The organism is Pandoraea sp. ISTKB (genome assembly GCF_001721285.1).
Classification (GTDB): Bacteria; Pseudomonadota; Gammaproteobacteria; order Burkholderiales; family Burkholderiaceae; genus Pandoraea; species Pandoraea capi.
The window spans coordinates 110,587-124,146 of record NZ_MAOS01000022.1 but is presented as its reverse complement, the minus strand read 5'-3'; the positions used below and the strand labels follow the sequence as shown (position 1 = coordinate 124,146).

Below are 13,560 nucleotides of genomic sequence, written 5' to 3'. Positions count from 1 at the left end.
TTACGGCGCATCGGCCCGTGCCACCGCTTACACTGCGGCGGCGCCACCCACGATTTCGGACAGTTCCTTCGTAATCGCTGCTTGACGGCCCTTGTTGTAGACCATCTGCAATTCACCGATCACGGTCTTTGCGTTGTCCGACGCGGCCTTCATGGCCACCATGCGGGCGGACTGTTCCGACGCCATGTTCTCTGCGACTGCCTGATACACGACAGCTTCGACGTAACGCACCAGCAGGGCATCGACGACCGTCTTCGCATCCGGTTCGTAGATGTAGTCCCACGAATGCTGTGCCGGCACCGCGCTCGCTTCTTCCGATTCGCCTTCGAGCTTCTCGGGCAGCGGCAGCAGTTGCTCGACCACGGCTTCCTGCTTCATCGTGTTGACGAAGCGGTTGTAAGCCAGGTACACGGCGTCCAGCTTGCCTTCGGCATACGCATCGAGCTGCAACTTCACAGCGCCGATCAGCTTGTCCAGGTGCGGGGTGTCGCCCAGTTGCACGACATGCGATACCACCTTCGCGCCGATACGGTTCAGGAAGCCGAAGCCTTTGCTACCGATGGCGGTAGCCTCGATCTTCAGACCCTGTGCTTCGATTTCCTTCAGCTTGTTCACCACGGCACGCAGCACGTTGGTGTTCAAGCCGCCGCACAGGCCCTTGTCCGTCGTCACCACGATGATGCCGGCGGCTTTCGCGTCGGCATGCTTCACCATGAACGGGTGGTGGTATTCCGGATTCGCCTGGCCCATGTGCGCCGCGATCTGGCGCACCTTGTCAGCGTACGGCCGGGCATGACGCATGCGTTCCTGCGCCTTGCGCATCTTCGACGCGGCCACCATTTCCATGGCCTTGGTGATCTTGCGCGTGTTTTGCACGCTCTTGATCTTGCCGCGAATTTCCTTCATTCCAGCCATTGCTTACTCCTTGTCTCGGCGCGACGTTCGTTGTTGCCTGAACATCGCGCCTTCCCGGGTCCGTTGAATAGTTACCGATTCAACCGGATTAGTAAGCGCCGGTCTTCTTGAAGTCCTTGATCGCAGCGTGCAGGGCAGCATCGTCGTCCTTCGAGAGATCTTTGGTCTCTTCGATACGACCGATCAGCGCGCCGTGGCTGGTCTTCAGAACTTCGCGCAGACCCTTTTCGAACGGCAGAACCTGGGCGATTTCGAGATCGTCCAGATAACCGTTGTTGGCGGCGAACAGCGACACGGCCAGTTCCCACACTTGCAGCGGCGCGAATTGCGGCTGCTTGAGCAGTTCCGTCACGCGGCGGCCGCGCTCGAGCTGCTTGCGGGTCGCTTCGTCCAGGTCCGAAGCGAACTGCGCGAACGCAGCCAGCTCACGGTACTGTGCGAGGTCGGTACGGATACCGCCCGACAGCTTCTTGATGACCTTCGTCTGCGCAGCACCACCCACACGCGACACCGAGATACCGGCGTTAATTGCCGGACGGATGCCTGCGTTGAACAGGTCGGTTTCCAGGAAGATCTGGCCGTCGGTAATCGAGATCACGTTCGTCGGAACGAATGCGGTCACGTCACCGGCTTGCGTTTCAATGATCGGCAGTGCCGTCAGCGAACCGCTTTGGCCCTTGACTGTGCCGTTGGTGAACTTCTCGACGTACTCTTCCGAGACGCGAGCAGCACGCTCGAGCAGACGCGAGTGCAGATAGAACACGTCACCCGGGTAAGCTTCACGGCCCGGCGGGCGGCGCAGCAGCAGCGAGATCTGACGATAGGCCCAGGCTTGCTTGGTCAAGTCGTCATAAATGATCAGCGCGTCTTCGCCGCGATCGCGGAAGTATTCGCCCATCGTGCAACCGGAGTACGGTGCGATGAACTGCATGGCGGCCGAGTCCGAAGCGGTGGCGGTCACGATGATCGTGTATTCCATCGCGCCGTGCTCTTCGAGCTTGCGCACCACGTTCATGATCGACGAAGCCTTCTGGCCGATCGCGACGTAGACGCAGGTCACGCCCTTGCCCTTCTGCGAAATGATCGTGTCGATGGCCACAGCGGTCTTACCCGTCTGACGGTCACCAATGATCAGCTCACGCTGGCCGCGGCCGATCGGCACCATGGCGTCGATAGCTTTCGTACCGGTTTGCAGCGGTTGCGAGACCGACTTACGCCAGATCACGCCCGGGGCAATCTTTTCGATTGCGTCGGTTTCCTTCGCGTTGATCGGACCCTTGCCGTCGATCGGCTGGCCCAGTGCGTCAACGACGCGGCCCTTCAGTTCCGGACCGACCGGCACTTCCAGAATGCGGCCCGTGCACTTGACGGTGTCGCCTTCCGAGATGTGCTCGTATTCGCCCAGAATCACGGCGCCGACGGAGTCGCGCTCGAGGTTCAGTGCCAGACCGAACGTGTTGCCCGGGAATTCCAGCATTTCGCCCTGCATCACGTCCGACAGGCCGTGGATGCGGCAGATGCCGTCAGTCACCGAGATCACGGTGCCTTCGTTACGGACTTCGGCGCCGCTATCGAGACCTTGAATCCGGCTCTTGATCAGTTCGCTGATTTCAGAGGGATTGAGTTGCATATGTGCTCCTGATATTCAATTCTTGCCGTCGCAGGCGTATCGCGCCGGCCTCAGGCCGTCAGCGACGTCCGCATAGCCGCCAGGCGGGCGCGCACCGAAGTGTCCAGCACCTCGTCGCCAACCACCACACGCACGCCACCGATAAGCGACGGGTCTACCGTCACGCTCGGGTTGAGCTTGCAGCCGAACTTGTGCTCGAGGCCCTTGACCAGCGAGGTCAATTGCTCGCCTTCGAGCGGGAAGGCGCTTTCGATCGTGGCGTCTGCCGAACCGGCAGCAGCGTTCTTCAACGCTTCGAACTGTTCGGCGACTTCCGGCATGGCTGCCAGACGGCCGTTCTCGACCACAGCGGCGACGAAGTTGCGCACTTCGGCGTCGGTCGATTTCACGGCGGCGGTCAGCACGTCGACAACTTGCGACGGCGAGACCTTCGGATCGTCGGCCAGATTGGCCACTTCGGGCAGCGCTGCCACTTGCGCCAGTTCGCGCACGAGCTGCGACCAGCGATTCAGATCGCCGGACTTGGCCACGCGGAACAACGCTTCGGCATACGGACGAGCGATGGTTGCGAGTTCGGCCATGATCAGAGCTCTGCCTTGAGTTGGTTCAGCAGGTCGGCGTGGGCCTTGGCGTCAACTTCACGCTTCAGGATCTGCTCGGCGCCCTTGACGGCCAGACCGGCAACTTCTTCGCGCAGCGTCTCACGAACCTTGACGGCCTGATTCTCGGCTTCTGCCTTGGCGTTGGCGATGATACGGGCCGCTTCGGCTTGCGCCTGAGCCTTGATCTCTTCAGCCACTGCCAGTGCACGCTTTTCGGCGTCGGCGATACGCTTCGCGCCTTCGTCGCGGGCTTCCGCGAGGGCTTGCGTGGAGCGCTTGTTGGCGGCTTCGAGTTCAGCCTTGCCCTTATCGGCGGCAGCCAGACCGTCAGCGATTTTCTTCGCGCGTTCGTCGATAGCCTTGATCAGCGGCGGCCACACGAACTTCATCGTGAACCATGCCAGGATCAGAAACACGACGGTTTGCGCGAACAGAGTTGCGTTTATGTTCACGGTGTTTCCTTTCGGTGATGCGAGTCGATTGGCAAAACAGCGCGCCCCATTGTGCCAGCTGGCTTGGGCGCGCCGTTCATGTCCAGTTGGCCGCGCGGGTCAATGCGCGACCGGCCGAAAGAAACTTAAGCGAGGCGCGACAGCAGCGGGTTCGCGAAGGCGAACAGCATGGCAACGCCCACACCGATCAGGAATGCAGCGTCGATCAGGCCGGCCAGCAGGAACATCTTCGTTTGCAGCGGGTTCATCAGCTCGGGCTGACGGGCGCACGCTTCGATGTACTTACCACCCATCAACGCGATACCCAGACAGGCGCCGATAGCACCCAGACCGATGATGATGCCGATTGCAATGGCGGTCAGACCCTGGATGTTGGCGATGAAAGCTTGCATGATTACTCCTTTTGGTTAGAGACTTGAAACTTTAAATTTGAAAAACTGGAAAAACCGAAAAACTTAACTTCCGCAGTGACCGATCAGTGATGGTCGTGCGCCTGGCCGATATACACCAGCGTCAGCATCATCATGATGAACGCCTGGAGCAACACGATCAGGATGTGGAAAATCGCCCATGCGGTGCCGGCAATGACGTGACCGACAAAACCCAGCACCGACGCATCCGCGCCAAAGCTCCAGATACCGCCCAGCAGAGCGATCAGCAGGAACACCAGTTCGCCGGCGTACATATTGCCGAACAGTCGCATACCGAGCGACACGGTCTTGGCACAGAATTCGATGATGTTGAGCAGCAGGTTCGGGATCCACAGCAGGAAGTGGTTACCGAACGGTGCAGTGAACAGCTCGTGCATGAAGCCGCCTGCGCCCTTGATCTTGAAGCTATAGAACAGCATCAGGATGAGCACGCCGACGGAGATACCGAGCGTGCCGTTCAGGTCGGCCGTCGGGACGATGCGGTGATGCGTGATGATGGAGCCCAGACCCACCCACTCGATCACCTTCGACGGCAGATCGACCGGCAGCAAGTCCAGCGAGTTCATGAGCGTGACCCAGACGAACACGGTCAGCGCGAGCGGAGCGATGAAGGCACGATTGCCGTGCACGATGCTCTTCGATTGGTCTTCGACCATTTCCACGAGCATTTCGACCGCCGACTGGAAGCGGCCCGGAACGCCAGCGGTTGCCTTGCGCGCGGCCATCCACAACACGAAGCAGCCCAGAACGCCCATCGCGATCGACCAGAACATCGTGTCCCAGTTGATGATCGAGAAATCGACGATGCTAGTCTGAGTCGAGCTCGCAAGGTTTTGCAGGTGGTGCGAAATGTACTCCGACGGGTTCGGAGCGTGGCCGGCTTCTACTGACATAGCGATCAAACACCCAATTATGAAAATCCGCACACGGTAGCGTGTCGACGCGTGAGCGGTATTTCCACCGCTACTTCAGTGCCATCGCAAGCCAATAGACCTTGAGCGTAAGCACAAAGGTGACCAGCAGCGCGACCCAGTGAACCCCGGGAAATGCGAACGCTACCGCCACCAATAACGCAATCGTCGTTGCTACCTTGATCGCCTCTCCCGTCACCAATGCGCCAACGGAGAGACGATCACCTGAAATTCTTAGCCGCAGCGCAAATAACGCGCCCGGGATCCAACCTATCGTTCCACCCAGCAGGGCGGATATCGCCGCGTTTTTTGGCGACGCCGAGAGTATCCACCAGGCCAGTGCCGCAATCAGCGACAACAGCACCTGGGCTCCCACCACCCTGAATGGAGTCACACGGGATGCGCGCCCCACATCGGGACCGAACAGGCGCTCGGCCTGCGCACGCGTGAGCGGAACGATGACTTCTGGCTGCTGCTCGTCGTCCCAAGCCTCTGATGTTGCATGTGCCGGCGCTTGCGGTTTCGGTTCCAAGTTCGACCGTGTTTTATCGGTCATCTCGTTGCCTCCCCGCCCGACTCGTGCAAACGAATGGGCTCTTCAAGCAGTTAAACCCGCGAGATTTTACGGGAAATTACGAAGCTCAGTCAATCTAAACGCGCAACAAATTCGCCGAAACTGCACAGTGCATGCTTCGATTTGGCGCCAACTCTCACGGAGCGCGATTTTCCTCATGGTGCAGCGCGGCATTACGCGCAAACGCCGCACAATCCCCGCAACTGACCTACGTTCCGCGCGCGATCAAACCCATTTCAGTGCAACGAACCCAATGAGCAGTGCCAGCAGATAAAACGGAATCGAAAGGTAGTGAAAGTGCCACCAGATTTTTTTCGATTTCGCCATGCGCAATGCAATCAGGTTCGCCAGCGATCCCACGGCGAGTCCGAAGCCGCCCACCGCCACACCGTGAGCAAGCGCCGGCCAGTTCTGCGTGTACTCCGCGAGCAGGATCGCTGCGGGAACGTTACTGATGAATTGTGACAACACCGCCGCCACGCCATAGGCCATCGCCCCGCTGGTGAAATCCAGATGTCCCAGTGCGGTGCGCACGAACGGCAACGCTGCGGCACCCCGCAGCACGACGAACATCAGCACGAAGATCGCGAGCAGCAACCAGTCGATGCCGAGCACCGCGTTGCGACGCGCGATCAGCAGCACCACGGCCACTCCCGCACACGCCCACGCGGCGAAGCCGTGATCGGCGAGCGTGACGAAAGCGACGAACAGCACCAGCGCCGTCCACAGCAACGGCCAGCGCACATCGTGTCGGGGGCCCTGCCGCTGGAAATGCAACGGACGCGAATCGAACGCAAACGCGCACACCGCGAGCAGCAACGCCATGAGCGCGAACGTAATCGGCGTCATCATCACGACGTACGCGCCGAATCCCATGCCGCTGCTTTGCCAGAGGAAGAGGTTCTGCGGATTGCCGAGCGGCGTGAGACTGGAGCCGGCGTTGACCGCCAGCGCGAGGAAGATGATCAGTCGCTCGATGCGTACCGGTGCGATCCGCGCGAGCGACTGCGCGAGCGGCACGACGGCGAACAGCGCGACATCGTTGGTGAGCAGCGTCGATAACGCTGCAGCAAACGTCACCATCAACAATGCCAGGCGACGCTCCGTGCGAAACGCGCGCAGCAACCGTTGTGCGAGCCAATCGAGAAAGCCGCTCTGATCGATTGCACGCGTGAGCATCAGCAATCCGGCGAGCGTCAGGATCGTGTGCCGATCGATACGTCCGAACAGTTCGCCAACGCTCGCCGGTTTCGCGATCTGAAGCACGACGAATGCCGCGAGCAGAATGAGCAGCACCTTGTCGTCGCGCACGCGCTCATAGGTTGCGCGCAATGCACGCATGATGCGCGACGCGGTGCCAGTCGCGCTTGCGGTCTGCGCAGAATCGCCCGGATCGCTCACGGAAAGATGATCAGGATACCGAAATTATTGAATTTACTCGGCACGAATGCGCGCGAGAATGCCATCGAGCGCGTCGAGGCTGCCGAAATCGATCGTCAGTTGCCCGGTGCCTTTGCGGCCGACCTTGATCTTGACGTTGGACGCGAGCAGGTCCGACAGTTCCTCTTCTAGACGCGTCACGTCGCGCCCACCCTCTTCCGCCGAACGACGACGAATGCCATCGCCTTGCGGCTTGAGCGATGCGTTCACGATGCGCTCGGTGTCGCGCACCGACAGGCGCTTGTTTACGACCTGATTCGCCAGCGTGATCTGCGTGGCCGCATCGACGGAGAGCAACGCGCGCGCGTGCCCCATGTCGAGATCGCCGGCGAGCAGCATCGTCTGCACGGGATGAGCGAGATTGAGCAAACGCAGCAGGTTCGACACTGCGCTGCGCGAGCGTCCGAGCGATTCTGCGGCCTGCTCGTGCGTGTAGTTGAATTCGCCGAGCAGACGCTGAATGCCCTGCGCTTCTTCGAGCGGATTCAGGTCTTCGCGCTGAATGTTTTCGATGAGCGCCATTGCGGCGGCGGCTTCATCGGGCACATCGCGCACGAGCACCGGGACTTCGGTCAGCCCTGCGATACGGGCGGCGCGAAAACGTCGTTCGCCCGCAATAATTTCGTACTTCTCACCATCGACACGACGCACGAGGATCGGCTGCATCAGCCCCTGCGCGCGAATGCTCGCGGCGAGCTCCTGCAACGCCCCTTCGTCCATACGGGTACGCGGTTGATACTTGCCTGCCTGAAGGCGTTCGAGCGGCATCACCGAAGGCGCGCCTTCGGCACTCGCCTCTGCTGCACCGTTGTGGTTATCGGCGTGTGCGCCCAGCAGCGCTTCGAGGCCGCGGCCCAGGCCCTTTTTTTTCAGTGCGTTGGTCTTGGTCGCCATGACAATGCGTTCCTGCGCGAATGCGCCTTACATAGTTTGAATGCGCGCGATCATTTCCGCGCCGAAGTCCAGATACGCCTTCGCGCCGCGCGAGGCGGGATCGAAGACGACGCCCGGCATGCCGTAACTCGGCGCTTCGGCGAGTCGCACATTGCGTGGAATGATCGCGTTGAAAACCTTGTCGCCAAAGTGCGACTTGAGTTGCTCCGACACTTGTTGCTGCAACGTGATGCGCGGATCGAACATCACGCGCAACAGACCGATCACCTTGAGGTCGCGATTCAGATTCGCGTGCACCTGCTTGATCGTGTTGACGAGGTCGGACAGTCCTTCGAGCGCGAAATATTCGCACTGCATCGGAATGATCACGCCGTGCGCGGCGCACAGGCCGTTCAGGGTGAGCAACGAGAGCGTCGGCGGGCAGTCGATGAGCACGAAGTCGTAGTCGCCGTCGACTTTCTCCAGTGCCTGCTTCAGACGCGTATCGCGATTCTCCAGCGAGACGAGTTCCACGTCGGCACCGGCCAGTTCGCGGTTCGCCGGCACAACGTCGTAATTGCCCGACTCGGAGCGCTGTGCGCTGGTGGCCACATCGATACCGTCGACCAGCACTTCGTACACGCTCGTCTCGAGCGCGGCCTTGTCGATACCGCTACCCATCGTCGCGTTGCCCTGCGGATCGAGGTCGACCAACAAGACACGCTGCCCGTGCGACGCCAGTCCGGCAGCGAGGTTCACCGTGGTGGTCGTCTTGCCGACGCCGCCCTTCTGATTGGCCACGCAGAAAATTTTCGCCATGCCGATGTAGTCCTCCGATTGCTGCCGTGTTGATGCGATTGATGCAGATGATGCCGGGATGCTGCCGGCGAAAGCGAACCTGTCCTGCCGTGCGCTGCGGATGCATCCCGCTAATTCGATTATCTGAGCAAAGCTCAGTTATTGCCTGATGCTGCGTGTCGGCCGGTGCGCAATGCGCCGGCGCGAAGTGCTCAGGGCGCGGCCTTCTGCGGTGTCAACACCAGTTTGTCGGTGTCGTAGCCTTGCTTGCGCAACTGGGCACGCATTTGATTCAGTGTGTCGTCGTCGATCTTCGGTGTGCGCGAAAGGATCCAGAGATACTCGCGGCTCGGCTCTCCGACGGCGGCATACTGATAGTCACCGTCGAGCACGATAACCCAGTAGTTCGCCCAAAGCCAGGGAATCCAGCGCAGCCAGTCCGGCGCGAACGTGACCTTGAAGCGTGCCGTGCCGGTACCCTGCCCGTCGGTGCGCGCAACACCGGAATCGCTCGCCCACGAACCGTCCTCCTTGCGACATTTGTTCGTGACATCGATCCTGCCGTCCGGTCGCGCGGCGTACTCCGCCGTCACGTCCGACACACATTTTCGCTCGAAGAAATTCGGGTAGCGTGCTATTTCGTACCATGTGCCGACATAGCGCGCCTTATCGATCTTCTGTACGGGACGCACGCGTGTGGTCAACGATTCCTGACCGGATTGCGCCCACGCCACTGCTGCAACCACCGACAATCCGACCATCACTGCGCCGGCCCAACGAGTCATTCGGGTCATCCCGTTACCTTTACGCGGAGCAAATGACGCTCGGCGTCGAGAAATGGCACATTCAACGCCAGGCGTTCGACGAGCTCGCAGCCGTCGGGCAATGCTAACTCGCTCTCGGCGGCGACACCCTTCATCGCCCAGAAGCTGCCCCCGGGGGCGAGCAAATTGCGAGCGAGGGTGACGAAGTCGGACAACTCGGCGAAGGCGCGCGACACAATGGCGTCGAACGGCGCAGGCACTTCCTTGCCCACGACGAGCGATTCGACGCGGCCGGTCACGACCGTCAGATTGGTCAGCTTGAACGTTGCGCGGGCTTGCGTGAGGAAGGCGGTCTTCTTATGGACGATGTCGTTCACCGTCACCTGCCAGTCGGGACGCACGATCGCGAGCACGACGCCGGGCAGTCCACCGCCGGAGCCCACATCGAGCACATGCGAAATCGGCTCGCGATCCAGACGCGGCAGAATCGACAGCGAATCGAGAAGATGCTTGATGACCATCTGTCGCGGGTCGCGGATCGAGGTCATCTGCAACGAAGCGTTCCACTTCGCCAGCAACATCTGATAATCGAGCAGGCGCGCCTGTTGTTCGGCATCGATCGACAGACCGAGTCGCTCGATCCCGTCGGCCAACAGCGTAGCCAGTTCGTTGCCGCCCGAGGCGGCATGACGCGAAGCAGTCATGAGGTCTCCGCGTCAGGCAGCGTGCTGGCCGCCGTCGTCGCCATCGGCGGCAACGCTGGCGTCGGCATTCGCTTGCTCCGGCGCACGACGGCGACCGAGTCCCTTCTTCAGGTGAATCATCAGCAACGAGATCGCGGCAGGTGTCACCCCCGAGATCCGCGATGCCTGACCCAGTGTCTCCGGCCGTTGCGCGTTCAGCTTCTGACGCACCTCGATCGACAGCCCACGCACGTCGTTGTAGTCGATGCTCGCGGGCAGCACGGTGTTCTCGTTGGCTTCCTTGCGCACGATCTCATCGGCCTGACGGTCGATGTAGCCTTGATACTTCACGGCGATCTCGATCTGCTCACGGATCTGACTGGCTTGCAACGTATCGTCGGCCAATGCCGTTTCCGGCGCCAGACGTCCGCCCTGTACTGCCATCAGTGCGTCGTAACCGACTTCCGGGCGACGCAGCAAATCGGCCAGCGAGTATTCGTGGTCGATGGCCTTGCCTAGCAGCGGCACGGCATCTTCCGCCGGGAACGTCTTCGGATTCACCCACGTCGATTTGAGACGTTCTGTTTCACGTGAAACAGCGTCGCGTTTCCGGCAGAACGCTTCCCAGCGAATATCGTCGACCACGCCAAGCTCGCGCCCCGCTTCCGTCAGACGCATATCGGCGTTGTCTTCCCGCAGCGAGAGGCGATACTCCGCGCGGCTGGTGAACATGCGATATGGCTCGGAAACACCGCGGGTAATCAGATCGTCGACGAGCACACCGAGGTATGCCTGATCGCGACGCGGGCACCATGCCTCGCGGCCCTGCACTTGCAGCGCGGCATTGATACCGGCGAGCAGACCTTGCGCGGCAGCCTCTTCATAGCCGGTCGTCCCGTTGATCTGACCGGCGAAGAACAGACCGGAGATGACTCGGGTTTCGAGCGAGCTACGCAGGCCGCGCGGGTCGAAGTAGTCGTACTCGATGGCGTAGCCGGGACGCAAAATGTAGGCGTTCTCCATCCCCTTCATCGAGCGCACGAGTTCTAGCTGCACGTCGAAAGGCAGGCTGGTGGAGATACCGTTCGGGTAGTACTCGTTGGTCGTCAGACCTTCGGGTTCAAGATAGATCTGGTGCGATGTCTTGTCGGCAAAGCGATGGATCTTGTCTTCGATGGACGGACAATAGCGCGGCCCGACGCCTTCGATGACGCCGGTGTACATCGGCGACCGGTCGAGCCCGCCACGGATGATGTCGTGGGTGCGCTCGTTGGTATGCGTGACCCAGCACGGCACTTGGCGTGGGTGCTGCTCGGGACGTCCGAGGAACGAGAAGACGGGGACCGGATCGAGATCGCCCGGCTGTTCTTCGAGGACGGAGAAATCGATGGAGCGCCCATCAATCCGCGGGGGCGTACCGGTTTTCAACCGTCCTTGCGGCAACTTCAACTCTTTGAGTCGAGCGGACAAGGTGATGGCTGCGGGATCGCCGGCGCGTCCACCCACGTAGTTGTTCAACCCCACGTGGATCTTGCCGTCGAGGAACGTTCCGGCGGTCAGCACGACGGCCCGGGCGCGGAAGCGCAGTCCGACCTGGGTGATGGCACCGACGACACGTTCGCCTTCGACGATAAGATCTTCGACGGCTTGTTGGAACAGCCATAAATTCGGCTGATTCTCGAGGCGATGACGGATGGCCTGCTTATAGAGAAGGCGATCGGCCTGTGCCCGAGTGGCGCGGACAGCCGGGCCTTTGGACGAATTCAGTATACGAAACTGAATACCGCCTTCGTCGGTCGCGGCAGCCATGGCCCCGCCGAGCGCATCGACCTCTTTGACGAGGTGGCCTTTGCCGATCCCGCCGATGGAGGGATTGCAGCTCATCTGGCCGAGCGTCTCGATATTATGGGTGAGCAGAAGTGTCTTACAGCCCATGCGGGCCGAGGCGAGCGCAGCCTCGGTGCCGGCATGGCCGCCACCCACCACGATCACGTCGAACTCGGTCGGATAAAGCATCGCAATATTGCCGCTGGCGGCAAACTCTCTGGATTCGGTAATTGCGGAATTATAGCGGTATTGCGATGCATCATTTGTAACCACGCAGTTGTTTCACGTGGAACGTGCGTGGAAAGCGACGGTTTTGGGGACTGTTTCACGTGAAACCTTGGCTCTGGAACCACAACCTTGGATCGCTCCCTCTCCCTCACCGACCTCCGGGCAGCGGAGATTACCGGCACCCCGACTGCGTTCCAACTTAAAGTCACTCCGTCAGGGCACCGGCAATCTCCGCCAAGCTTGCGTCCGGACACAACCAACGCGGTGTTCCCGTTCGTGTTTCACGTGGAACGTTTGATGGGTTGGGATGTTTTCGGGCGCGCGGCGTGAGATGCCTCCCCCGAAACCACAACCTCGGATCACTCCCCCGCCCTCACCCACCTCCGGGCTGCGAAGATTACCGGTACCCTGACTGCGTTCCAACTTAAAGTCACTCCGTCAGGGCACCGGCAATCTCCGCCAAGCTCGCGTCCGGGTGCAACCGACGCGGTGTTCACGCTCGTGTTTCACGTGAAACGTTTGATGGGCTGGGATGTTTTCAGGCGCGCGGCGTTAGATGCCTCCCCCGAAACCACAACCTCGGATCACTCCCCCGCCCTCTCCAACCTCCGGGCAGCGGAAATTACCGGCACCCTGACTGCGTTCCAACTTAAAGTCACTCCGTCAGGGCGCCGGCAATCTCCGCCAAGCTCGCGTCCGGACACAACCGACGCGGTGTTCCCATTCGTGTTTCACGTGAAACGTCTGATGGGCTGGGATGTATTCAGGCGCACGGCGGGAGATGCCTCCCCGAAACAACAACCTCGGATCACTTCCCCGCCCTCACCGATCTCCGGGCAGCGAAGATTACCGGCACCCCGACTGCGTTCCAACTTAAAGTCACTCCGTCGGGGCACCGGCAATCTCCGCCAAGCTCGCGTCCGGGCACAACCAACGCGGTGTTCACGCTCGTGTTTCACGTGAGACGTCAGCCGCCCGCAAATGCCAGTTTGCGAACCTCGTATCAAATAGATCGAGCCGGATGACCGCCACACCTTGATCGACATTCGGTGCCATTTGCGCCAGACCTCCCATCCCTAATCGGAGGATTCGCCAGACTTCCGCCCCACCGTCCACTCGCTGTCGACTCGGGCTGCCTCTTGCCTACCCACCCGAAGGGCGAATGTCTCAATGGCCACTCGCCCCTTCTCATACTCAAGCCGCACATACGAGCTTTGAGCTGAGGATGCATCAGCAGACGATGGCGCTTACGCGTTAGCGCACAGGGGTGGCTTTACTCGAAGCAAATAACCCGTCGAGCGACCACAGCAATCGTTGAGAATTCGACTGGCCATCGATAACACGATGGCTCTTTGCCAGCATCCTCTTTAGGTCCTGGACGACACCGCCCAGAGTTCGCGAGCACTTTCAAGAGTACGTTCAACGATGCGGA

The 13,560-nt window shown here is 60.7% G+C and carries 13 protein-coding genes; all 13 read right to left on the bottom strand.

Annotation, left to right across the window (positions count from 1 at the left end):
* Positions 1–27 precede the first annotated feature (27 nt).
* Positions 28–915, bottom strand: coding sequence for a F0F1 ATP synthase subunit gamma (gene atpG, locus A9762_RS05990; protein ID WP_069341118.1), 888 nt, complete (start codon positions 913–915; stop codon positions 28–30).
* Positions 916–1,003: 88 nt separating this feature from the next.
* A complete protein-coding gene (gene atpA, locus A9762_RS05985) occupies positions 1,004–2,545 on the bottom strand; it encodes a F0F1 ATP synthase subunit alpha (RefSeq protein ID WP_069341117.1) in 1,542 nt (513 codons plus the stop codon).
* Between the two features lie 50 nt (positions 2,546–2,595).
* Positions 2,596–3,126 carry a F0F1 ATP synthase subunit delta gene (locus A9762_RS05980; RefSeq protein ID WP_069341116.1) on the bottom strand — a complete coding sequence of 177 codons (531 nt, stop codon included), beginning with the start codon at positions 3,124–3,126 and terminating at the stop codon, positions 2,596–2,598.
* 2 nt (positions 3,127–3,128) lie between these two features.
* Entirely contained in the window at positions 3,129–3,599 is a 471-nt protein-coding gene (locus A9762_RS05975) for a F0F1 ATP synthase subunit B (RefSeq protein ID WP_069341115.1), read from the bottom strand.
* 125 nt (positions 3,600–3,724) lie between these two features.
* A complete protein-coding gene (gene atpE / locus A9762_RS05970; protein WP_044457493.1) occupies positions 3,725–3,991 on the bottom strand; it encodes a F0F1 ATP synthase subunit C in 267 nt (88 codons plus the stop codon).
* 83 nt (positions 3,992–4,074) lie between these two features.
* Positions 4,075–4,923 (bottom strand): F0F1 ATP synthase subunit A, encoded by an 849-nt coding sequence (gene atpB / locus A9762_RS05965; RefSeq protein WP_069341114.1) that lies wholly within the window; start codon positions 4,921–4,923, stop codon positions 4,075–4,077.
* 70 nt (positions 4,924–4,993) lie between these two features.
* Positions 4,994–5,497: an ATP synthase subunit I gene (locus A9762_RS05960; RefSeq protein ID WP_069341113.1), complete on the bottom strand. Its 504-nt coding sequence runs from the start codon at positions 5,495–5,497 to the stop codon at positions 4,994–4,996.
* Positions 5,498–5,740: 243 nt separating this feature from the next.
* Positions 5,741–6,856, bottom strand: coding sequence for an SLC13 family permease (locus A9762_RS05955; RefSeq protein WP_069341136.1), 1,116 nt, complete (start codon positions 6,854–6,856; stop codon positions 5,741–5,743).
* Between the two features lie 93 nt (positions 6,857–6,949).
* Positions 6,950–7,849: a ParB/RepB/Spo0J family partition protein gene (locus A9762_RS05950; protein ID WP_069341112.1), complete on the bottom strand. Its 900-nt coding sequence runs from the start codon at positions 7,847–7,849 to the stop codon at positions 6,950–6,952.
* A 27-nt stretch (positions 7,850–7,876) separates the two neighbouring features.
* Complete coding sequence (locus tag A9762_RS05945) at positions 7,877–8,647, bottom strand: ParA family protein (protein ID WP_069341111.1); 771 nt, start codon at positions 8,645–8,647, stop codon at positions 7,877–7,879.
* A gap of 191 nt (positions 8,648–8,838) precedes the next feature.
* Complete coding sequence (locus tag A9762_RS05940) at positions 8,839–9,411, bottom strand: lipocalin family protein (protein WP_240493458.1); 573 nt, start codon at positions 9,409–9,411, stop codon at positions 8,839–8,841.
* A 5-nt stretch (positions 9,412–9,416) separates the two neighbouring features.
* Complete coding sequence (rsmG, locus tag A9762_RS05935) at positions 9,417–10,094, bottom strand: 16S rRNA (guanine(527)-N(7))-methyltransferase RsmG (RefSeq protein WP_069341109.1); 678 nt, start codon at positions 10,092–10,094, stop codon at positions 9,417–9,419.
* 12 nt (positions 10,095–10,106) lie between these two features.
* Positions 10,107–12,089 carry a tRNA uridine-5-carboxymethylaminomethyl(34) synthesis enzyme MnmG gene (gene mnmG / locus A9762_RS05930; RefSeq protein WP_069341108.1) on the bottom strand — a complete coding sequence of 661 codons (1,983 nt, stop codon included), beginning with the start codon at positions 12,087–12,089 and terminating at the stop codon, positions 10,107–10,109.
* Positions 12,090–13,560 lie beyond the last annotated feature (1,471 nt).

What these genes read in the sequence shown, in the direction of transcription:
- atpA (WP_069341117.1), bottom strand. Translation starts at nt 2,545, where the DNA reads ATGCAACTCAATCCCTCTGAAATCAGCGAACTGATCAAGAGCCGGATT.
- atpG (WP_069341118.1), bottom strand. Translation starts at nt 915, where the DNA reads ATGGCTGGAATGAAGGAAATTCGCGGCAAGATCAAGAGCGTGCAAAAC.
- mnmG (WP_069341108.1), bottom strand. Translation starts at nt 12,089, where the DNA reads ATGCTTTATCCGACCGAGTTCGACGTGATCGTGGTGGGTGGCGGCCAT.
- A9762_RS05980 (WP_069341116.1), bottom strand. Translation starts at nt 3,126, where the DNA reads ATGGCCGAACTCGCAACCATCGCTCGTCCGTATGCCGAAGCGTTGTTC.
- atpB (WP_069341114.1), bottom strand. Translation starts at nt 4,923, where the DNA reads ATGTCAGTAGAAGCCGGCCACGCTCCGAACCCGTCGGAGTACATTTCG.
- A9762_RS05940 (WP_240493458.1), bottom strand. Translation starts at nt 9,411, where the DNA reads ATGACTCGTTGGGCCGGCGCAGTGATGGTCGGATTGTCGGTGGTTGCA.
- A9762_RS05950 (WP_069341112.1), bottom strand. Translation starts at nt 7,849, where the DNA reads ATGGCGACCAAGACCAACGCACTGAAAAAAAAGGGCCTGGGCCGCGGC.
- A9762_RS05945 (WP_069341111.1), bottom strand. Translation starts at nt 8,647, where the DNA reads ATGGCGAAAATTTTCTGCGTGGCCAATCAGAAGGGCGGCGTCGGCAAG.
- A9762_RS05960 (WP_069341113.1), bottom strand. Translation starts at nt 5,497, where the DNA reads ATGACCGATAAAACACGGTCGAACTTGGAACCGAAACCGCAAGCGCCG.
- atpE (WP_044457493.1), bottom strand. Translation starts at nt 3,991, where the DNA reads ATGCAAGCTTTCATCGCCAACATCCAGGGTCTGACCGCCATTGCAATC.
- A9762_RS05955 (WP_069341136.1), bottom strand. Translation starts at nt 6,856, where the DNA reads ATGCGTGCATTGCGCGCAACCTATGAGCGCGTGCGCGACGACAAGGTG.
- rsmG (WP_069341109.1), bottom strand. Translation starts at nt 10,094, where the DNA reads ATGACTGCTTCGCGTCATGCCGCCTCGGGCGGCAACGAACTGGCTACG.